This window comes from uncultured Bacillus sp., assembly GCF_958411575.1.
Taxonomy (GTDB): domain Bacteria; phylum Bacillota; class Bacilli; order Bacillales; family Bacillaceae; genus Bacillus; species Bacillus spizizenii.
Genome location: NZ_CATYRA010000007.1, coordinates 97,056 through 116,607, shown reverse-complemented (window position 1 = coordinate 116,607; position 19,552 = coordinate 97,056). Strand labels below are relative to the sequence as shown.

Here is a 19,552-nt window from a genome sequence, read left to right as displayed (position 1 = left end):
AGGAAATTCCTTGCTTCTTTATTTTTTCAGCCAATGCTCCACCGCAAACAGTGCATGAAGCTGGCGTTTTTTATGTAAATACCAGTCTGTCAATTCAATCTGCTTCGGCAATTCCTCACGCTTAAAGAACGCTTTCTTTATCTTTCCATGAAACCAATCTGTTTTCTCTCCGTCTAATGAGTGGATTACCTCAGGATAGCATGTCCTTAGCATAGGAGATGTTCTTTTTGTGATCCCGATCATTTTTTCCATATCAAAACGGGAGCCTGTGTGCGGCACTGTGTGCAAAAAGTGATAAAAAGAGGAGAACAATTCCGGACTGAACAGCAATTGAGACAGCTGCTTTCCCAGTCTTATCCTTTCCTCTGTCTTTGAAAAGCGTTTCACTGAAATGCCGTAAAGAAACCCGTCTGAAGAAGGAAAAATAACCGTGTTAAAATGAAACCAATCACTTAAATAAAAAGGAATCGTGTCAAAAACATTCTTTTTAAACGAAGGATTTTGTATAATAGGTGTTTGGATAGTGTTTTGTTCATTTATAATGAGGGCATACATCAGCCGCTCCGTGTTTCGCTCATGCCAAAAACGGGCCCATTCTTCCGTCATAAAATGTGAGACGCCAAACACATGCAGGTGATGGAACAGCGGTTTCCCGATTTTTTTTGACCAGTGGTACAAAAGAAGCTGCGGATAGGCATCCGAAAAAATAAGCCAGTTCGCTCTTTCATAGGCTAAAAAGAACCACTTTTGCTGTCTCTCACGGAGTCCAAGCTGAAACAGACTGCCTTTTAAGTCAGTCATTGACCAGCCGGCATTGCGAGAAACAAAGGATGCCAAAAGCGACCATTTAATTTCCGGATGACGGTCATAAAACGCTTTATATGCGTTCGTTCTTGAAATGTTATCTGCGTTTTTTGATTTTGTCTGCCGCTCAATCCGGCTCAGAAGCTTTCTGATGGTCTGTTGTTCTTGCACGTTCATTCACTTCCGTCATGAATAGTTTAATAAGGAGGATGAGAAAGTGATTCGGTATCCTAACGGAAAAACATTCCAACCGAAACATTCGGTTTCATCCCAAAACAGTCAGAAAAGGGCCCCGTCTTACAGCAATCGTGGAATGACCCTCGAAGATGACTTAAACGAAACGAATAAGTATTATCTGACAAACCAAATTGCCGTTATACACAAAAAGCCGACACCTGTTCAAATTGTAAATGTCCATTATCCAAAAAGAAGCGCCGCAGTGATTAAAGAAGCTTACTTTAAACAATCATCGACAACAGATTATAACGGGATTTACAAAGGGCGGTATATTGATTTTGAGGCGAAAGAAACGAAAAACAAGACCTCTTTCCCCCTGCAGAATTTCCATGACCATCAAATCGAGCATATGAAGCAGGTAAAGGCTCAAGACGGTATTTGTTTTGTTATTATATCCGCTTTCGACCAGGTTTATTTTTTGGAAGCCGATAAGCTGTTTTATTTCTGGGACAGAAAAGAAAAAAACGGCAGAAAATCAATTCGAAAAGATGAGTTAGAGGAATCAGCATATCCGATTTCTCTTGGATACGCACCTAGAATTGATTATATTAGTATTATTGAACAGCTTTATTTTTCGCCAACTTCTAGTGCGAAAGGTTGATTAACGAAAGGTTGAGATGTTATGTCAGATCAATTTAACAGCCGTGAAGCTCGACGAAAAGCGAACAGCAAATCGAGTCCTTCACCGAAAAAAGGCAAGAATCGAAAAAAAGGCGGTTTGTTTAAAAAGACCCTTTTTACTTTACTCATTCTGTTTGTTTTAGGCGTAGTCGGCGGTGCGGTAACATTTGCCGTCATGGTTTCAGATGCTCCATCATTGGATGAAAACAAATTAAAGACGCCTTATTCATCGACAATTTATGATAAAAACGGAAAAGAAGTCGCAGAAGTTGGTGCCGAAAAGCGTACCTACGTCTCGATAGATGAAATACCTGATGTCGTAAAAGAAGCCTTTATCGCGACAGAGGACGCACGTTTTTACGAACACCACGGGATTGACCCTGTCCGTATCGGAGGCGCCTTAGTCGCCAACTTTAAAGACGGCTTCGGAGCTGAAGGCGGAAGTACCATCACCCAGCAGGTCGTCAAGAACTCCCTTCTGTCACATCAGAAAACGCTAAAACGGAAGGTGCAGGAAGTCTGGCTTTCTATACAGCTGGAACGTAATTATTCTAAAGATGAAATTTTAGAAATGTATTTAAACCGAATTTATTTTTCTCCTAGAGCCTACGGAATCGGAAAAGCGGCGGAAGAATTTTTCGGCGTTACAGATTTAAGCAAATTAACTGTGGAACAAGCTGCGACACTTGCGGGTATGCCGCAAAGTCCGACAGCGTACAATCCCGTTAAAAACCCGGATAAAGCGGAAAAAAGACGGAACATCGTACTCAGTCTCATGAAAAAGCAAGGATTTATTTCTGATTCTGAATATAATAAATCCAAAAATGTGGCGATGAAAGATGAAGGCGTTGTTTCACAAAAAGAATATGAAAAAAACAATTCAAACAAGTACAGTGCGTTTGTTGAAGAAGTCATGAAAGAAATTGAAGAAAAATCTGATGTCAATCCAGGTACTGACGGATTAAAGATTTATACGACATTAGATACAAAAGCACAAGACAAACTAGATGAATTAATGAACGGAGACACCGTCGGATTTACTGAAGGCATGCAGGGCGGCGTGTCGCTTCTTGACACAAAAACCGGTGAAGTCCGGGCAATCGGTTCCGGAAGAAATTCAACGGTTGGGGGCTTCAACTATGCCACACAAGGAAAAACTCAGCCTGGTTCTACGATAAAACCAATTCTAGACTACGGACCAGTTATTGAAAATAAAAAATGGTCAACTTACGAGCAAATTGATGACTCAGCTTATACGTATTCAGATGGAACACCTATCCGTGACTTTGACCGACGATATAAAGGGCCTATGTCCATGCGGGAAGCACTGGCACAATCCCGTAATATCCCAGCTTTAAAAGCATTCCAAGCAGTCGGAAAAGACACTGCAGTGGATTTTGCTAACGGATTGGGACTCGGTTTAAATAAGGAAAAAGTGTATGAATCCTACTCTATTGGAGGATTCGGAGATGACAACCCGGGTGTCTCTTCACTGACTATGGCAGGAGCATACAGCGCATTTGGAAATAACGGAACGTATAATGAACCGCATTTTGTGAAGTCTATTGAATTTAACGATGGAACAAAGCTTGACTTAACACCGAAATCAAAGTCAGCAATGAGCGATTATACAGCCTTTATGATTACAGATATGCTGAAAACAGCTGTTAAGACAGGTACTGGACAGCTTGCACAAGTACCTGGAGTCGAGGTAGCCGGTAAAACTGGAACAACAAACTTTGATGAAGATACAATACAAAAGTACAATATCGCCTCTGGCGGTGTGCCCGATTCCTGGTTTGTCGGGTATACACCTCAGTACACTGCTGCTGTATGGACAGGTGTAGATTCACAAAACAAGTTAGGGAAAAAATCTTTAAATCATACAGAACAACAAGTTGCAAAACGTCTATTTGCACAGCTCATCGCCCAAGTCGATGACGGAAGCGGATCATTTGAGAAACCTGACAGCGTAGTGGAAGCCACTGTAGAAAAAGGCTCTAACCCGGCAAAACTGGCAGGGCCAAATACGCCAAGCGATAAAAAGCTCACAGAGTATTTTGTAAAAGGTACGACTCCTACTACTGTTTCTAAAACCTATGAGAAAGAAGAAAAAGAAGAAACAGCAAAACTGTCTGGTTTAAGTGTGAAATATGATAAAGATAATCAATCATTGACATTAAGCTGGAATTACGACGGAGATGCGACCTTTGCTGTTAAGCAATCTGTTGATGGTGGCAGCTACTCTGAAATTCAAAACAGCTCTGCAAAAGAGGCAGTCATTTCGGGCGTGCAGCCAGGCTCTGTATACAAATTCGAAGTAACAGCCGTCAGTGATGATGGTAAAAGTTCAGCGTCGACATCCTATGAAGTGCCGAAAGCTGAAGACGATGAAGACAAAGAAGATCAGCAACAAACGGATGATGAAAATCAAGATGATGAGAAGACTCAAGATGACACACAAACTGATGATTCTCAAACAGATGACAGTCAGACAGATCAAGATCAGACAGACGATTCAACAAACGATCAAGACAAAAAACAAGACAACACGAACACCAATCCGTCCGACAACAGTAACCAAGACCAACCTAACAATAACAACAATAACAACAATAACAACAACAGCAACAATCAGGATACGTCGGATGGTGATACGAACTCAGATACGAATGGTTCATCAGGTTCTGATACAAATAAAAACAAAACAGAAACACAAACGAACTCATCATCAACAACCGAAAAAACAAATTAAACAAAAAGCCATCACCTTTTGGGTGATGGCTTTTTTCTTCATAATAAAAAACCTCTCCTATTATGGAGAGGTTTTATCGATTCATCGCATGGTATTTATAAAAATGCTTTTTCATTTCAGCAAACAGCTCATCAAGCTGAATAAAGCAATGGTATTGGGTTGGCTTTAGAAGAATAAATTCTACTCGTTCAGCCCAATTGATCGGCTTTGCGGGGAATGGTTTCTCCGTCAGTTCTGCCCAATCAAGCGATTTCACCCGCTCACCTGCTGTCCAGTGAAGCGAAGCCAGCAAACACACAATGCCCTTCAGCATATCGTTTTGGTCGCATCTCGATTTTCGTGTTTGAAAGACTGGGAGAAGTGATTCTTTAATGTCTTCCCACACATTAAATAAAAGCGGAACATACTTGCCACTGTCCTCCCATGGCAAAACGCCTTGAGATTCCGTGCAGAAATCAAAATACACAGGGTTGATTCGCAAGGCTTCTTTCATATCCGAGGAACTCAACTGGCCAAGACTGCGCAAGTATTGCTCATAGGAAGCCAACACTTCTTTCGCTTGCGTCATCGTTTCACCAGTCCTTTTTTATCTCTCTTCTGCCCTTCTCTGCAAAGAGAAAGCAGCGGGCATTCTGCACAGCGCGGTGATTGGGCCTTACAGTGATATCTGCCGAAGAAAATAAGCCGGTGATGCGTAACGGACCAGTCTTCTTTCGGAACCTTGCGCATCAACGTCTTTTCCACTTCCAGCACCGAATCCTTCCAACGGCAGATTCCCAAACGCTTGCTGACTCTCTCCACATGGGTATCTACGGCGATGGCCGGCACGCCAAAGGCAACGGATACCACGACGTTGGCAGTCTTTCTTCCGACACCTGGCAGTTTGACAAGTTCATCACGGTCTCGCGGCACTTCTCCGCCGTAATCTTCAATAATCATTTTGCTCAGTTTTTGGATGTTTTTCGCTTTATTACGATACAAACCGATTGATTTAATATCCTGCTGAAGCTCTTCCAGCGAAACAGCCAAATAGTCTTCCGGCCGTTTATATTTTTGAAATAATGTTTTGGTCACTCTGTTTACAAGTGCATCTGTACATTGCGCAGATAAAGCGACTGCTACCACTAATTCAAAAGGATTGGAATGAACCAGTTCACACTCTGCGTGTGGAAACATGTCGCCTATCTTGTCTAGACAGAATTCAATTTGTTTTAGATTTAACACGATTGTCACCTTTTCACTTTATTGTTCAAGCCAATTGTAAAAAGGAACCTGCCTTTTATACTCTTTTTGCGGTTCATTCTGCTTTGCTTGTACCTTCCGGAATTTTTGGCTGTGGATTTTAGCCTGCTCTACAGTTTTCAGCCCGTTTTTCTTCCACTCAAACAAAATCCGGTCAATGTAGCGGAAGCTGAGTTTCCCTGAGAGTACAGCTTCTTTTAACGCGTGTTTGATCAGCTGTGCGTCGTGCTGATCTTGGTCCTGCCAAATGGCCAGTGTTTCACACTCTAAAGGTGATAGGGGTCTGGCGAACTCTTCCTCAAAAATGGTATAAAGGCTTTTTTGTTCCCCTTCTGCTTTTCTTTCTTGTGTTTGAGTCTGTGCAAGCTGTATATACTCGTACAGCTTGCCCCATAAAGGCTGAAGAGAGTATTTTTCAAATTTGATGCCATTTTGGTCTTCGCATTCTTCAATAAACAGAAAACCTTTTTGAATGAACATCCGCAATCTGTTTGTGCATTCCTCAACAGAAATTGACATACCTTCCTGCAGCTGATTCGGTGTAGGAAAATAAGAGCCTTTTTCTAAATGCATTTTGATTTTTAACAGCAGGATAAGTTCTGTTTCATTAAGCCCGAGCTGTTTATAATGCGTGAGCAGAAGATTAGGGATTGTTGACGTTCCCTGCTCCTGCATGTCAATAAATTGATGTTTTTTCATCGTCACACCTCTTACTGTAAAGGATTACGATTTCCCCTTTACTGTAAAAAGTCTCCCTTGCAGGAGACTCTTTTTCTTGTTTCATTTGAATGTATTACGGATACAGACGGTTTAATAGTCTTGGGAACGGAATGGTTTCACGAACGTGAGGCGCTCCGCTGATCCAAGCTACTGTCCGCTCTAATCCAAGGCCGAAGCCGGAATGAGGAACTGATCCATATTTTCTAAGTTCAGCATACCATTTATATGCGTCAGAATCCAGTCCATGTTCTTTAAGACGAGCTTCCAAAAGTTCCATATCGTGAATCCGTTCAGATCCGCCGATGATTTCTCCATAGCCTTCCGGCGCAATTAGATCTGCGCAAAGCACGACATCATCACGGTCAGAAGCAGGCTGCATATAGAATGGTTTTAAGGACGTCGGGTAGCGGGTGATGAAAACCGGTTTGTCATAGTGTTCGGCAATCGCTGTTTCATGAGGCGCTCCGAAGTCATCTCCCCACTCGATATCATCAAAGCCTTTTTCTTTCAGAAAATCAATCGCTTCGTCATACGTGATTCTTGGGAACGGAGCTTTGATTTGCTCAAGTTTTGACGTGTCTCTTCCTAATGTGTTTAATTCAATTTTGCAATTCTTAAGAACTGATTGCACGATGAATGAAACGTAATTTTCCTGTACTTGAAGGTTTTCTTCAAATTCTACAAACGCCATTTCAGGTTCGATCATCCAGAATTCGATCAAGTGGCGCTTTGTTTTAGACTTTTCCGCTCTGAATGTCGGTCCGAAGGAGAATACTTTTCCTAAAGCCATTGCCGCAGCTTCCATGTAAAGCTGACCGCTTTGAGACAGGTAAGCATCTTCATCAAAGTACTTTGTCGCAAAAAGCTCTGTTGTTCCTTCAGGCGCGCTTCCAGTCAGAATCGGCGGATCCACTTTTACGAAGCCTTCGTTATTAAAGAATTCGTAAGTTGCGCGAATGATTTCATTACGAATTTTCATGATCGCATGCTGGCGTTTTGAACGCAGCCATAAATGTCTGTGATCCATCAAGAATTCCGTGCCGTGTTCTTTTGGCGTAATCGGGTAATCAGTTGCTTCGTGAATGACTTCAATACCTGTCACAGCTAGTTCATAACCAAGTGGAGAACGCTCATCCTCTTTGACAATCCCTTTTATATAGAGTGACGTTTCCTGCGTCACTGATTTAGCTGTTTGGAAAATGCTTTCTTCCACTTCCGCTTTTACTACGACACCTTGAATAAATCCGGTACCGTCCCGCAGCTGTAAAAACGCGATTTTCCCGCTTGAACGCTTATTAGCGACCCAAGCTCCGATCATTACTTCCTCACCTACGTGCTTGTACACTTGGTTGATTGTTGTTTTCAACATATTTCCCTCCAAAACAAGAAAGACATTCGGAAGCCCAGTGCCCCGAACTCTATTATCATCACTTTATTATACCCGCTCTTAACTAACCGGGTCAATGCAGATAAAAAGCGGCTTTTCTGTCAGCCGCTTTTTAATCTGTTAGCTATGTTTTTCGACAAAACGCTTAATTCTTTCAACAGCTTTTTCAAGCAGCTCTAACGATGTTGCGTAAGACAGACGGACATTATCAGGAGAGCCAAAGCCAGATCCAGGAACAATCGCAACTTTTTCCTCCTCAAGAAGCGCTTTAACAAATTCATCTACATCTTTGAAACCGCAAGATTGAGCTGCTTCTTTTGCATTCGGGAACAAGTAAAAAGCACCTTCTGGCTTCACACAGCTGAACCCAGGGATTTCTACGAGCTGTGCATAGATTGTATTTAATCTATGTTCAAATGCTTCTCTCATTTCCTCCAATGGCTCAGAAGGCCCGTTATAGGCAGCAATTGCTCCGTACTGTGCGATTGATGTCGGATTTGACGTACTGTGGCTTGCAAGGTTCGTCATCGCTTTAATAATGTCTTCAGAACCAGCTGCATAACCGATTCTCCAGCCCGTCATGCTGTGTGACTTCGACACGCCGTTAATAATAATCGTCTGCTCTTTCAGACTGTCAGACAGCTGTGCAATGGAAACGTGTTTCTTTCCGCCGTATGTAAGTTTTTCATAAATTTCATCAGACACAATCAGGATGTCATGTTCAAGGCACACTTCACCAAGCGCTGCCAATTCTTCTGCCGTATACATGACACCAGTCGGGTTGCTTGGAGAGTTAATGACGATCGCTTTTGTTTTATCCGTGATCGCATTTTTCAGCTGTGCAGGAGAAATCTTGAAATGATTTTCCTCAAGACCTTCTACATAAACAGGCTTTCCGCCAGCGAGTTTCACCTGCTCCGGATAGCTTACCCAGTAAGGCGTAGGAATAATGACTTCATCTCCTTCATCCAAAATCACTTGGAAAAGGGTGTACAGAGCATGTTTGGCACCAGTGCAGACAATAATTTGAGACGGTTTGTATTCAATATTCTGGTCACGTTTAAATTTCTCTGCAATGCTGTTTTTCAGTTCAGCCAGACCACCTGAAGGCGTGTATTTCGTATGGCCTTCGTTCATTGAACGTACAGCGGCATCAATAATATGCTGCGGTGTATTGAAGTCAGGTTCGCCTGCTCCTAAGCCGATGACATCATGGCCTGCCGCTTTCAATTCTTTCGCTTTCGCTGTGATTGCCAGTGTGGTAGATGGTGTTAATGCGGATACTCTTTTTGCCAGTTTCAACTTGAACTCCCCCTAATTCGTCTTAAGGCGTAATATTTTTGAGAATCTTTCCAGTTGTAAAGTCCACATAACTTAAACTGTATTGACCTTCTTTGTCTAAGTACGTCACTTCCCAAAGCAGGACGTTTCCTTCTCTTGCCAGGTGAACCTCTTTTTGCTTTGAAACCAGCCCTTCATCCTGTATGATTTTTGCCGCTTTGTCTTCCGAGATACCCTCTTTTGCTTCTTTTGAGAGAATTTTTGCTTTTTTATTAGCAGGAACCCAGACATATAGTGTAGTGCCTTTTTTGTCCGTTCCCTTTACGACATAATATTTTTCTTTTCCGACAAATGTTTCGACTTGATCAACGTTGGCGAGATCGGTTTCTTTTTTAGCTTCAGCAGCTGCTGCTTCGTGCCCCTCTTCCTTTTGTGCCATGGCTGATTTATAAATACTTGCCGAGACAAGAAGTACTGCTAAAAAAATAATACCAAAAATGGCGGTAAATATTAATGCTTTTTTTCTCATCTTCTCACCTACGTACGATAAATGGTAAAAACGGCTTGGTTTTTGTTTTCTTCATCCAGAGCAAGGCCGAACATCAGGTTGTCTCTTTTCAGTGTCCGATTCAGTGTGTCTACAATTTTATACAGGTCATCAGAATGCTCTACATTAATTGTTGAAAGAATTTCGATTTTGCTTTCCATTTTTTCATCCTCCAGTTTGAACAAATATTGTTAGTCATACTCCATTTCAGGACACGCCATACTAGTATCACAGAGCGGCAAAACCGCTTTTAAATAAAACACCATCCTACTCCCACACCGGAAAGCCGCTTTATGCGGCTTTTATGCATTTTTCCCTGTAACGTAAGCCTCAAGCTCGCTGTCAGTCATTTCAGATACAGAGGTTGTCGGCAAGGCATCAAGAAACAGCCGGCCGTAACCAGCCGTTTTAATCCGTCTGTCCAATATGACAATCGTCCCTTTGTCTCCGGATGTCCGCAGCAAGCGCCCGATTCCTTGTCTGAAGGTCAGCACAGCTTCCGGTAGTGATACTGTTTGAAACGGATTACGCCCTTTTTTGCGGGCAAGCTCACATTTCGCAGCATGAAGCGGATGATCAGGGGACCGGAATGGAAGCCTCACAATCATTACCGTTGTCAGCTCATCACCAGGGAAATCAACGCCTTCCCAAAAGTGATTCGTACCTAGCAGGATCGCCTGATTGGATGTTTTAAAAGTCTTCATCAGTTTCCCGGGACTTCCGCCTGTAATTCCTTGCGCCAAGAGCTGAATGCCGGAAGCACTCATCAGGTGTTTGAGTTCCTGATGAACCTTTTTCAGCATATCATGGGATGTTAACAGCACAAGGATTTTAGGCTGTTTTTCCTTTGCCATCAGTTCGATATAACGGGCAGTATCCTGTATAAATTCAGCTTGCCCCGTATCTTGGATTGATTTCATTTCTTTTGGAATCATCACCCGCATGCGCTTATCGTAAGAAAAAGGCGACTCGATTCTCATTGTCCGCGGGAAAAAGTCACCCAGTCCCAGTCGTTCAATCATAAATTGAAAAGAATCTTCGACTGTAAGGGTTGCAGATGTAAGCACCACACTGTTTTTACGCGCGAAAAACTGATCGGCCAGAAGTTCACCGGGTTCAAGTGGCTGTGCGTAAATGGCCACCGCATTTTTCGCTCCCTTTGCGTCTATTTCAATCCAAACCGCTTCATCATCTTCAGACTCAAAGAACAGCTTCTGCAACGTCTGACAGTACTGCTGCAAGCCTTTCATGCTTCTTTGATATTCATCCGCTAAAAAGACAGTTCTGCTCTTCATACTCGTCAGATGTTTTTCCATCAAGGCCGACTGTGCCTCGAAAAGCTGCTGCAAATGTGTCAGCATGGAACAAAGCCTCTCCGCTCCATCCGTTAAAATCGGCCAGCTTTTATCTTGGCTTTCTTTGTTCACCTTAAAAACTAGACGGTTTAAGTCTTCTTTAGGTTTTCTTCGTTTGACAAAAGAATGCACTGAGCTGAAGAAAGCATCACTTTCTGCTTGAATGTGCTGAATCCACTCTTCCAATTCGAAGAAGGAATCAACCGGCAGGCTGTTTCGCTGGAATAGCTGTCTCATCTTTTTGAGAAGTCCCTGCTCTTTCAGAGTGCCGATCCTGCTCAATTTAGTATGCAATTCTATGTACGTGGCTCTTTTTCCTAAATGTTCGCTTGCCGCACGTTCAAAATGATGTGCTTCATCGATAATAAATGTGCCGCTTTCAGGGAGCCTTTTTTTCTGGCTGCCTTCATCGGTCAGCAAAAGAGAATGGTTGGTGATCACCAAATCGGAACGCATAGCAATCTGTTTGGCACGCTCGTAAAAGCCGGTCACATTCTCATTGCGACTTCTTTTATAGGATTCATCGTCATAAGCCAATCTGTCCCACAGCAATTTTCCGCCTGAAGGCAAATTCAGTTCAGCTACATCTCCTGTGTCAGTCTCTGTCAGCCAAACGAGGAGCTGTGCCTTTGTCAGTACGGCATCATAATTATCATCGTCTTCATGAAGCACCTGCTCGAATTTATACAGGCATAAATAATGCGATTGCCCTTTTAAAATCGCCGCTGTTACCGGAAATGGAAACAGATCTTGGACAATCGGCAAATCCTTTGTCAGAATCTGCTGCTGCAAAAGCGTTGAATACGTACTGATAATGACCGGTTTTTTTGATTTCTTGGCAAATAGCGCAGCCGGAATTAGATAGCCAATCGTTTTTCCGATTCCCGGAGGAGCTTCAATCAGCGCATGCTCACGATTGGCAAACGCTTCAGCTACTTCTTTCATCATCATCATTTGGCCTTCTCTTTTTTCATACCCAGGCATTAACTCTGACAGCGCTTTTTCATTTCCCGCTTCCCAATTTTCGATCTCAAATGAGAAGTTCCCGTCTTCATTGGCATGTTCATCGAATGATTGGGGTTCTCTGACAGAAAAAGAGGAAAAGCGCGCATAGCCCGGTATTTCGGTATGTCTGTTTTCATAAATGAACATATCCAACAAGTGCGTCAGATCACTGATAAAATGCTGCGAAAGCCTTCTTAACTGCTTTAATGTCGGATAAGGAAGCTGCCTCAGCTTTTCAAGGATTTCCAAAAAAATAAGCCCTGTCACTTCAGCGTCGCTGTCAGCCCGATGCGGCTGATCATGCCGCAGCTGAAGCTCCTCGCTTAATTCGGTCAGCTTATATCCCTCAAATCCCGGAAAAACAATACGAGAGAGCTCGACAGTATCCAGCACTTCGCAATCCGGGAGATGAAAGCCCGCCTTATGTAACTCATACTTGACAAACCCAAGGTCAAAATGGATATTGTGGGCGACAAAATAAGCGCCGTCAAGCAAATGGAACACTTCTTCAGCGACAGCCTCAAACGGCTGTTCATGCTCTACCATTTGATTAGAGATTCCAGTAAGCTGCTCAATAAAAGCAGGAATGGATTTATTTGGATTAATGTATTTTGAAAACCGCTCAGTAATTTGTCCATTTTCGATTACAACCGCTGCGATTTGTATGATTTTATCGCCTTTCTTCGGCGAATTCCCTGTTGTTTCTACATCTATAACAACGAACCGTTGCTTATTCATTAAAATGGACACCTCAATTCTTGCATACGACAAAAGTGTAACACGTTTTGTACGGAAATGGAGCGGCAAAACCGTTTTACTCCCAAAATCTTAAAAGAAAACCCCCGATAAAGGGGGCTTTTCTTCTACAAAATTGTACGAGCTGGTTCGTTCCCCAGCATTTGTTCAATTTTGTTTTGATCATTCAAAACAGCCACTTTCGGCTCGTGGCTTGCCGCTTCTTGATCAGACATCATTTTGTAGGAAATAATAATGACCTTATCTCCTTCCTGTACAAGGCGTGCGGCTGCACCGTTTAAGCAGATGACGCCGCTTCCGCGTTTACCAGGAATAATATACGTTTCCAGACGTGCTCCATTATTATTATTCACAATTTGCACTTTTTCATTAGGAAGCATTCCCACCGCATCAATGAGATCTTCATCAATTGTAATGCTTCCCACATAATTCAGATTTGCTTCCGTAACAGTTGCCCTGTGAAGCTTGCCGCTCATCATTGTGCGATACATATTATATTCTCTCCATTTCTCGAATATCAATAATGATATTATCTATTAAACGCGCTTTTGAAAAAGCAACTGCAACAGCCAGAATGATCTTTCTTTCAATTTTGTTCACAGGCTCGAGTTCCGGATAGGAATAAAGCTCCACATAGTCAATGGTGCCGCTTGTCGTATCAATGATTTCTTTCGCAGCTTTTATCACCGCTTCAGGGTCTCTTTCGCCGGCTCTGATCAGCTCCGCACTTGTTTGAAGGGCCCGATACAGCTTAGGCGCTTCTTTTCTCTCCTCAGCTGTTAAATATACATTACGGGAGCTCTTGGCTAAGCCGTCTTTCTCTCTGACCGTATCGACAGCAACCAATTCAATATCCATGAAGAAATCGCTGATCAAGCCATCAACAACTGCTACCTGCTGTGCATCCTTTAAACCGAAATAGGCGCGGGTCGGCTGTACAAGATTGAACAGCTTCGTCAGTACGATCGCAACACCGTCAAAATGTCCTTCTCTTGAGCGTCCGCATAAAACGCCTGTGCGTCTTTCGACATGAATCGTGACATTCTTTTCACCGGGGTACATATCATGAGCATCAGGCGTAAAAAGAATATCAACTCCGGCATTTTCTGCAAGGGCCGCATCCCGCTCAATATCGCGGGGATATGTCTCAAAATCTTCATTAGGACCAAATTGCGCAGGATTCACAAAAACACTCATAACGACGGCGTCATTTTCTTGTCTTGCTTTGTCTGCTAAGGTTAAATGCCCCTCATGCAGAAATCCCATCGTCGGAACAAATCCAATTGACTTCCCCTCTGACTGATATTGTCTTATGGCTTCTTTCAGCTGTGAAATATCTGTAATCTGTCTCATCTTATTTTCCTCCGTACAAGCCGTCCAGCACTGTCTGATTCATCTGAAAGGAATGCTTTTGCTCAGGGAAAGCACGATGTCTTACATCCTGGACATATCCGCTGATTGCTGTTTCGATTGTTTCGTCAATTTGCGTATATTGTTTTACAAATTTAGGTGTTCTCTCAACACCATGGCCGATAATATCATGATAAACGAGAACTTGCCCGTCTGCTTTCACACCAGCCCCGATTCCGATGACCGGTATGCTTAGCATCTCGGCAATTTTGGCTGTGAGTTCTGCAGGCACACATTCCAGCACAAGCATCATAGCTCCTGCTTCTTCGCATTTTATACTATCTTCTATTAATTTTTTGGCGCTTTGTTCGTCTTTGCCCTGTACTTTATACCCGCCTAATACACCGACTGACTGCGGTGTCAGGCCTAAGTGACTGACTACCGGAATGCCTCCTAGCGTCAATGCGCGAATGGATTCAAACACGCCTTCTCCGCCCTCAAGCTTCAGTGCGTCAGCTCCGCTTTCCTGAACGATAACTGCTGCATTTTTCAGCGTATCCTCCTTGGACAGGTGATAAGACATAAACGGCATGTCTGTCACAATAAAAGTATTCTGCGCGCCCCTTTTAACAGCTTTTGTATGATGGATCATGTCCGCAACTGTCACACCGACAGTTGAATCAAGGCCGAGGACGACCATTCCGAGTGAATCACCGACTAAAATCATGTCAACTCCCGCTTGTTCAGCAAGCTTAGCTGCCGGATAATCATAAGCGGTCAGCATCACAATCGGTTCTTCATTCTCCTTCATTTTTAGAAAATCGAGTTTTGTTTTCATGTTTTCTCCTCCTCATGTTTAGAGGAGATGAGCTGCCGTTTTCTTATACAAGCCAAAAAACCTTCCGTTTAACGAGAAGGATTCTTCACTTTCTAAAGTTCGGCGAGTTTCATCCCTCTGTCCCAGTCCTTTTTTGGATCAAGGCAGACTGCTGCAATGTCTATCTATTTTTATAATAGGTGCAGTTCGCAGGCGATACTGCCCAATGGAAGTATACCAAAATCAACGGGCTTATACCAACACATTAACCCAATTCAATATCGGCAGAATAGATTTTTTTAATGCCTTCCTGCGTTTCTAAAAGAAGAACGCCTTCATCATCTATACCTAACGCCTTCCCGTAAAAGGTTCCGTTTAACGTTCTGGCTCTCATATTAGTGCCGATTCCCAACGCATAACTTTCCCATAAAAGCTTAATCGGCGTAAAACCGTGTGTCATATAATCCCGGTACCGTTTTTCAAAGCAAAGTAAAATATGCTGGATGACGCCGGCCCGGTCAATTTTTTCTCCGGAAGCTTGGCTGAGGCTTGTCGCGATGTCCTTCAGTTCATCTGGAAAATCATCAGACTGCTGGTTAACGTTAATGCCGATCCCGATGATAACTGACCGTACGCGGTCTTCCTCGGCCTGCATTTCGGTTAAGATGCCGACTGTTTTTTTTCCGTTAATTAAAATATCATTAGGCCATTTAATATCCGTTTGGATGCCTGCTGCCGCTTCTATTCCCTGCACAACAGCTACTGCAGCAAGTAATGTGAGCTGCGGTGTTTTTTGAAGCGGAATGTCAGGCCGCAAAATCAGGCTCATCCAAATGCCATTTCCCTCTTGAGAATGCCATACCCTAGACATTCGACCTCTGCCGGCTGTTTGTTTGTCAGCCACCACAAGAGTGCCTTCCGGTGCGTTATTATTCGCAAGCTCATGCGCCGTTTTTTGCGTGCTTGAAATAACGTCTTGATAAATAAGATGCTGGCCCATTACTTCCGTTTTCAATCCGAAGCGAATTTCACTTTCACTGAGTTTCCCGGGCTTTTTGATAAGCCGATATCCTTTTCTTCTAACGGCTTCTACTTCATAGCCCTCTTTCCGAAGCTCTTCAATATGCTTCCACACAGCAGTTCTGGAACAGCCGAGGGCATCACTGATTTTTTGGCCGGAAATAAATTCACTTCCGGCCTGAGAAAATAATTCAATAAGGTCTTTTCTTAATGTTGACCGCATGTCTTCAGCCACTCCTCTATGTGTTTCTTTTGATTGGAGAGCTTTCCTGTCACAACAGCCTGCTCGATCCGCTGTAATTCTTCCGACACCCATTTTCCGGCAGGCCGGTTACGAAGCGCTAGTAAATCTTTACCCGTGATATCAAGATCCCTAAGGCTTTTGATCGGCAGGTTTTGATAAGTATTTTGAATGTCCTTTAGTTTTTCATCATCCAGTTTTTCGTTTTGCCGAAGCTGCGATATTTTGGCCGCTGAAAGAAGTGATTTTTCCCCGGCTTTGTACATTGACATAGTGTCAAGGCTCTGGCCAAACGTATGGGAAATGTGAATCGCTTCCTTCATCACTTTTCCCGGAAGCTTCCATGCTTTCAGGAAAAGCGGCGCATCTTTCAAATCTATTTCAAGATCAATTAAAAGCGCAGCCCAAAGCTCTTCACGGGATGTTAAAGAGTAAAACGGAAACTCACTCGCCGCAAGCAAGTTCTCTCGTTTATGATAAAAACCAGGGAGTTCCTCGTACAGCCCCGTTTGAATGAGCGTTTGAAGCGCTTGGCGGGAGGCTCTTCCCTGCAGCATTTTCTCAAACTCTATTGTTTTTCGTTCAACTGAAACATGGGATAGGAGTGATTTTTCTTTCGTGATGGCTTCTTTTGTTTCTAGTGAAAGCGTAAAGCCAAGCTGGCTCATAAAGCGTACAGCTCTCAACATACGAAGTGCATCCTCTTGAAATCTGTCCTCAGGCTTTCCGACGGTTCGAATCAGTTTCTGATCAATATCTTTCTTGCCGCCGAAATAATCAAGCACCTTCCCATCCGCTGTCATGGCCATCGCATTAATCGTCAAATCTCTGCGTTTTAAATCCTCTTCTAATGATGTGATAAATTGCACGTCTGACGGTCTTCTATAATCTTCATACTCTGATTCAGCCCGGAATGTAGTGACTTCATATGTTTCATCTTCCCAGAGCACAATAATCGTCCCGTGCTCTTTGCCTACATCAACCGTCCGCTGAAACAGCCTTTCTACCTGATCCGGTGCCGCATCAGTCGCGATATCGACATCTCCGATCGTTCGTTTCATATAGCTATCACGAACTGCGCCTCCGACAAAATAAGCCTGATGGCCCGCTTCGATTAAGGTGCGGAGCACGGGAAGTGCTTTGATAAAAACTTGTTCCATATTATCACTCCGGTTCTGCTAAATCGGCATAGATCTGTTCATACTGGCTGACAATTTTTTGTGAAGAAAACTCATTTTTGAGTATCTCCATTGCAGCCTCTGTAAAACGCTTGCTTAGCTGTTCATCTTCTAAAATACTCATCGCGCGGTCTGTTGCGGCTGCAACGTCGCTGACATCCACCAAAAATCCGCTCACATTGTTCTTAATAACCTCCGGAATACCGCCAATGTTTGTTCCGATACAAGGCACTCCACAAGCCATCGCCTCAAGAAGGACAAGGCCGAAGCTTTCTTTTTCAGACAGCAGCAGCTTTAAATCGCTAATGGAATAAAGCTCCTCAACACGGTCTTGATTTCCAAGCATTAAAACTTGGTCTTCTAATCCATATTTTCTGACAAGCTCACAGGCTGTCGATTTCTCTGGACCGTCTCCAACTAAAAGCAGCTTTGCTTTCGTTTTGCCGGCGATATTGCGGAACACACGGATGACGTCCTGCACACGTTTGACCTTTCTAAAGTTGGACACATGGATGACAACTTTATCGTCTGGTAAAATACCATGTTTCTCTTTAATTGCCGCAGTGTTTTTCTTCAGATACACGCGCTCGTCTATAAAGTTATAAATCGTTTCGATTTTTTTCTCCGGTTTAATTAAATCGTACGTTTCAGCTGCAAGCGCTGAGGAGACAGCTGTCACCCTGTCTGACGCTTCAATGGCAAAACGGATAAGATCTTTTAGAGACGGGTCATAGCCTAACACCGTGATATCCGTGCCATGCAAAGTTGTCACAATGCCGATATTGCGTTTCAGCATCTGCTTTGCAAGATAGGCACAAACCGCATGCGGAAGAGCGTAGTGAGCATGGATAATGTCTAAATTCTCCCGTTCTGCCACCTCAGCGATTTTGCTTGCCAATGTCAAATCATACGGAGGATACTTAAAAACAGCGTATTGATTAACCTCAACTTCATGAAAATGAATATTGGGGTGATATGTATTTAGTCTAAACGGAATGCTTGACGTAATAAAATGGATTTCATGTCCCTTTTCAGCAAGCTGCTTCCCGAGTTCTGTCGCAATGATACCTGAGCCTCCGACGCTCGGATAGCATGTGATCCCTATTTTTAGTTTTTTCATTGTTCGCCCCCAAGCACATCATGATCGAGCATCAGCATCCGTTTGGAAAAGAAACCTTCGGCATACTCCACACCCGCTTCTTTACCGTAAAGCTTTTCTCTCGCTTCAATGATCTCGATATAGCCATTCGTCAGAGGAGTTGAAACTGAATCCTTTGACGGGATAAACTGGCTTTTGTAGGCATTGAGGCTTTGTTTTTTGGCCTCTATTGTATCCGAGATATCAATGACAAAATCAGGCTGATGAAAACCATTTATCATATAGTAGTAGACCTTGTTTACTTTATGCGCGGGAAGGCTTTTTTCGTCTTTATATTTGTGGATTCCTGCGGAAAAGATTGCTTCTTCCACTAGTGCAGCCGCATTGCCGTGATCCGGATGGCGATCCTTTTTATACGGCATAAAGATTGCTTTGGGCCGGCAGGTTCTGATGACACTGACAATCGCCCGAATTGCCTGATCACTCATCATCAGACCACGGTCTGGAAGTGTCAGCTGAATTCTTTTTTCTGCACCTAATACACGGGCTGCTTCAGCTGCTTCTTCTTTACGTAAACTGACCGTTCCGTTTGAAGAGAGTTCCGCTTCAGTCAAATCGCATATCATTACTTTTTTTCCCTGTTTGACAAACTTCGCGATTGTGCCGCCCATTCCGATCTCGACATCATCACTATGGGCGCCAAAAGCAAGAACGTCAGTATTATACATTCGGCTCTTCTCCCCGAAGAAGGTCGCGGAATTCGAAAACACCTTCATCAAGTGTGCGGACAAGAATCTCCGCAGTACCCATATTTGTAGCGAGCGGAATGGAATACACGTCACATAACCGGATTAATGCCGAGACATCCGGTTCATGCGGCTGCGCGGTCAGCGGGTCGCGCAAAAAGATGACAAGATCGAGTGCATTGGCCGCGATCAGTGCACCGATTTGCTGGTCTCCCCCTAAAGGGCCGGATTGAAAACGTTCAATTTGAAGACCTGTCGCCTCTTGAATTTTCAACCCTGTTGTGCCGGTTGCGTATAGATCATGATGCCTCAAAATATCCCGATAGGCAGTCGTAAATTGAACCATATCCTGTTTTTTCTTGTCATGCGCGATCAAAGCAATTTTCATCAT

The 19,552-nt window shown here is 43.4% G+C and carries 19 protein-coding genes; 2 read left to right on the top strand and 17 right to left on the bottom strand.

The features are described 5' to 3' along the window. Positions 1–18: 18 nt before the first annotated feature. Positions 19–981, bottom strand: a complete 963-nt coding sequence (locus Q5C82_RS13040; RefSeq protein WP_032727318.1) for a DUF2515 domain-containing protein — start codon at positions 979–981, stop codon at positions 19–21. Between the two features lie 40 nt (positions 982–1,021). On the opposite strand from Q5C82_RS13040, the gene recU reads away from it, so the two are divergent. Beyond that, a complete protein-coding gene (gene recU / locus Q5C82_RS13035; RefSeq protein WP_003225602.1) occupies positions 1,022–1,642 on the top strand; it encodes a Holliday junction resolvase RecU in 621 nt (206 codons plus the stop codon). Positions 1,643–1,663: 21 nt separating this feature from the next. Then, complete coding sequence (locus Q5C82_RS13030; RefSeq protein WP_003225599.1) at positions 1,664–4,417, top strand: transglycosylase domain-containing protein; 2,754 nt, start codon at positions 1,664–1,666, stop codon at positions 4,415–4,417. Between the two features lie 73 nt (positions 4,418–4,490). Here the strand turns inward: Q5C82_RS13030 and Q5C82_RS13025 are convergent, their stop codons facing one another. The 16 genes from Q5C82_RS13025 to mgsA form a co-directional block, all read right to left on the bottom strand. Continuing rightward, a complete protein-coding gene (locus tag Q5C82_RS13025) occupies positions 4,491–4,985 on the bottom strand; it encodes a YpoC family protein (RefSeq protein ID WP_003225596.1) in 495 nt (164 codons plus the stop codon). Further along, entirely contained in the window at positions 4,982–5,641 is a 660-nt protein-coding gene (gene nth / locus Q5C82_RS13020) for an endonuclease III (protein WP_003225594.1), read from the bottom strand. Before nth ends, Q5C82_RS13025 begins: the two co-directional genes overlap by 4 nt. A gap of 18 nt (positions 5,642–5,659) precedes the next feature. Beyond that, positions 5,660–6,358 (bottom strand): DNA replication protein DnaD, encoded by a 699-nt coding sequence (gene dnaD, locus Q5C82_RS13015; RefSeq protein WP_003225592.1) that lies wholly within the window; start codon positions 6,356–6,358, stop codon positions 5,660–5,662. A gap of 94 nt (positions 6,359–6,452) precedes the next feature. Then, positions 6,453–7,745 (bottom strand): asparagine--tRNA ligase, encoded by a 1,293-nt coding sequence (gene asnS / locus Q5C82_RS13010; RefSeq protein WP_003225591.1) that lies wholly within the window; start codon positions 7,743–7,745, stop codon positions 6,453–6,455. A 141-nt stretch (positions 7,746–7,886) separates the two neighbouring features. Continuing rightward, positions 7,887–9,068 (bottom strand): aspartate transaminase AspB, encoded by a 1,182-nt coding sequence (aspB, locus tag Q5C82_RS13005; protein WP_003225590.1) that lies wholly within the window; start codon positions 9,066–9,068, stop codon positions 7,887–7,889. 22 nt (positions 9,069–9,090) lie between these two features. Then, positions 9,091–9,576 (bottom strand): cell wall elongation/penicillin-binding protein regulator TseB, encoded by a 486-nt coding sequence (gene tseB, locus Q5C82_RS13000; protein WP_003225589.1) that lies wholly within the window; start codon positions 9,574–9,576, stop codon positions 9,091–9,093. Between the two features lie 8 nt (positions 9,577–9,584). Next, complete coding sequence (locus tag Q5C82_RS12995) at positions 9,585–9,755, bottom strand: YpmA family protein (protein ID WP_003225588.1); 171 nt, start codon at positions 9,753–9,755, stop codon at positions 9,585–9,587. A 141-nt stretch (positions 9,756–9,896) separates the two neighbouring features. Then, positions 9,897–12,692, bottom strand: coding sequence for an ATP-dependent DNA helicase DinG (gene dinG, locus Q5C82_RS12990; protein ID WP_032727419.1), 2,796 nt, complete (start codon positions 12,690–12,692; stop codon positions 9,897–9,899). A gap of 125 nt (positions 12,693–12,817) precedes the next feature. Further along, positions 12,818–13,201, bottom strand: a complete 384-nt coding sequence (gene panD / locus Q5C82_RS12985; RefSeq protein ID WP_003225586.1) for an aspartate 1-decarboxylase — start codon at positions 13,199–13,201, stop codon at positions 12,818–12,820. Between the two features lies 1 nt (position 13,202). Then, the gene (gene panC, locus Q5C82_RS12980) at positions 13,203–14,063 is read right to left on the bottom strand and encodes a pantoate--beta-alanine ligase (protein ID WP_003225585.1); all 861 of its coding nucleotides are present in this window, start codon (positions 14,061–14,063) and stop codon (positions 13,203–13,205) included. Between the two features lies 1 nt (position 14,064). Then, positions 14,065–14,898, bottom strand: coding sequence for a 3-methyl-2-oxobutanoate hydroxymethyltransferase (gene panB / locus Q5C82_RS12975; RefSeq protein WP_003225584.1), 834 nt, complete (start codon positions 14,896–14,898; stop codon positions 14,065–14,067). A 244-nt stretch (positions 14,899–15,142) separates the two neighbouring features. Then, positions 15,143–16,120, bottom strand: a complete 978-nt coding sequence (locus Q5C82_RS12970; RefSeq protein ID WP_003225583.1) for a bifunctional biotin--[acetyl-CoA-carboxylase] synthetase/biotin operon repressor — start codon at positions 16,118–16,120, stop codon at positions 15,143–15,145. Further along, the gene (locus Q5C82_RS12965; protein WP_003225581.1) at positions 16,105–17,298 is read right to left on the bottom strand and encodes a CCA tRNA nucleotidyltransferase; all 1,194 of its coding nucleotides are present in this window, start codon (positions 17,296–17,298) and stop codon (positions 16,105–16,107) included. Before Q5C82_RS12965 ends, Q5C82_RS12970 begins: the two co-directional genes overlap by 16 nt. Before the next feature lie 4 nt (positions 17,299–17,302). After that, positions 17,303–18,436: an N-acetyl-alpha-D-glucosaminyl L-malate synthase BshA gene (gene bshA / locus Q5C82_RS12960; RefSeq protein ID WP_003225579.1), complete on the bottom strand. Its 1,134-nt coding sequence runs from the start codon at positions 18,434–18,436 to the stop codon at positions 17,303–17,305. Beyond that, a complete protein-coding gene (gene bshB1 / locus Q5C82_RS12955; protein ID WP_003225575.1) occupies positions 18,433–19,143 on the bottom strand; it encodes a bacillithiol biosynthesis deacetylase BshB1 in 711 nt (236 codons plus the stop codon). Before bshB1 ends, bshA begins: the two co-directional genes overlap by 4 nt. Further along, positions 19,136–19,549 (bottom strand): methylglyoxal synthase, encoded by a 414-nt coding sequence (mgsA, locus tag Q5C82_RS12950; protein ID WP_003225572.1) that lies wholly within the window; start codon positions 19,547–19,549, stop codon positions 19,136–19,138. The genes bshB1 and mgsA overlap by 8 nt, the downstream gene beginning before the upstream one ends. Positions 19,550–19,552 lie beyond the last annotated feature (3 nt).

What these genes read in the sequence shown, in the direction of transcription:
- panB (WP_003225584.1), bottom strand. Translation starts at nt 14,898, where the DNA reads ATGAAAACAAAACTCGATTTTCTAAAAATGAAGGAGAATGAAGAACCG.
- bshB1 (WP_003225575.1), bottom strand. Translation starts at nt 19,143, where the DNA reads ATGTATAATACTGACGTTCTTGCTTTTGGCGCCCATAGTGATGATGTC.
- Q5C82_RS12995 (WP_003225588.1), bottom strand. Translation starts at nt 9,755, where the DNA reads ATGGAAAGCAAAATCGAAATTCTTTCAACAATTAATGTAGAGCATTCT.
- dinG (WP_032727419.1), bottom strand. Translation starts at nt 12,692, where the DNA reads ATGAATAAGCAACGGTTCGTTGTTATAGATGTAGAAACAACAGGGAAT.
- bshA (WP_003225579.1), bottom strand. Translation starts at nt 18,436, where the DNA reads ATGAAAAAACTAAAAATAGGGATCACATGCTATCCGAGCGTCGGAGGC.
- Q5C82_RS12970 (WP_003225583.1), bottom strand. Translation starts at nt 16,120, where the DNA reads ATGCGGTCAACATTAAGAAAAGACCTTATTGAATTATTTTCTCAGGCC.
- tseB (WP_003225589.1), bottom strand. Translation starts at nt 9,576, where the DNA reads ATGAGAAAAAAAGCATTAATATTTACCGCCATTTTTGGTATTATTTTT.
- panD (WP_003225586.1), bottom strand. Translation starts at nt 13,201, where the DNA reads ATGTATCGCACAATGATGAGCGGCAAGCTTCACAGGGCAACTGTTACG.
- mgsA (WP_003225572.1), bottom strand. Translation starts at nt 19,549, where the DNA reads ATGAAAATTGCTTTGATCGCGCATGACAAGAAAAAACAGGATATGGTT.
- panC (WP_003225585.1), bottom strand. Translation starts at nt 14,063, where the DNA reads ATGAGACAGATTACAGATATTTCACAGCTGAAAGAAGCCATAAGACAA.
- Q5C82_RS12965 (WP_003225581.1), bottom strand. Translation starts at nt 17,298, where the DNA reads ATGGAACAAGTTTTTATCAAAGCACTTCCCGTGCTCCGCACCTTAATC.
- Q5C82_RS13025 (WP_003225596.1), bottom strand. Translation starts at nt 4,985, where the DNA reads ATGACGCAAGCGAAAGAAGTGTTGGCTTCCTATGAGCAATACTTGCGC.
- dnaD (WP_003225592.1), bottom strand. Translation starts at nt 6,358, where the DNA reads ATGAAAAAACATCAATTTATTGACATGCAGGAGCAGGGAACGTCAACA.
- Q5C82_RS13030 (WP_003225599.1), top strand. Translation starts at nt 1,664, where the DNA reads ATGTCAGATCAATTTAACAGCCGTGAAGCTCGACGAAAAGCGAACAGC.
- Q5C82_RS13040 (WP_032727318.1), bottom strand. Translation starts at nt 981, where the DNA reads ATGAACGTGCAAGAACAACAGACCATCAGAAAGCTTCTGAGCCGGATT.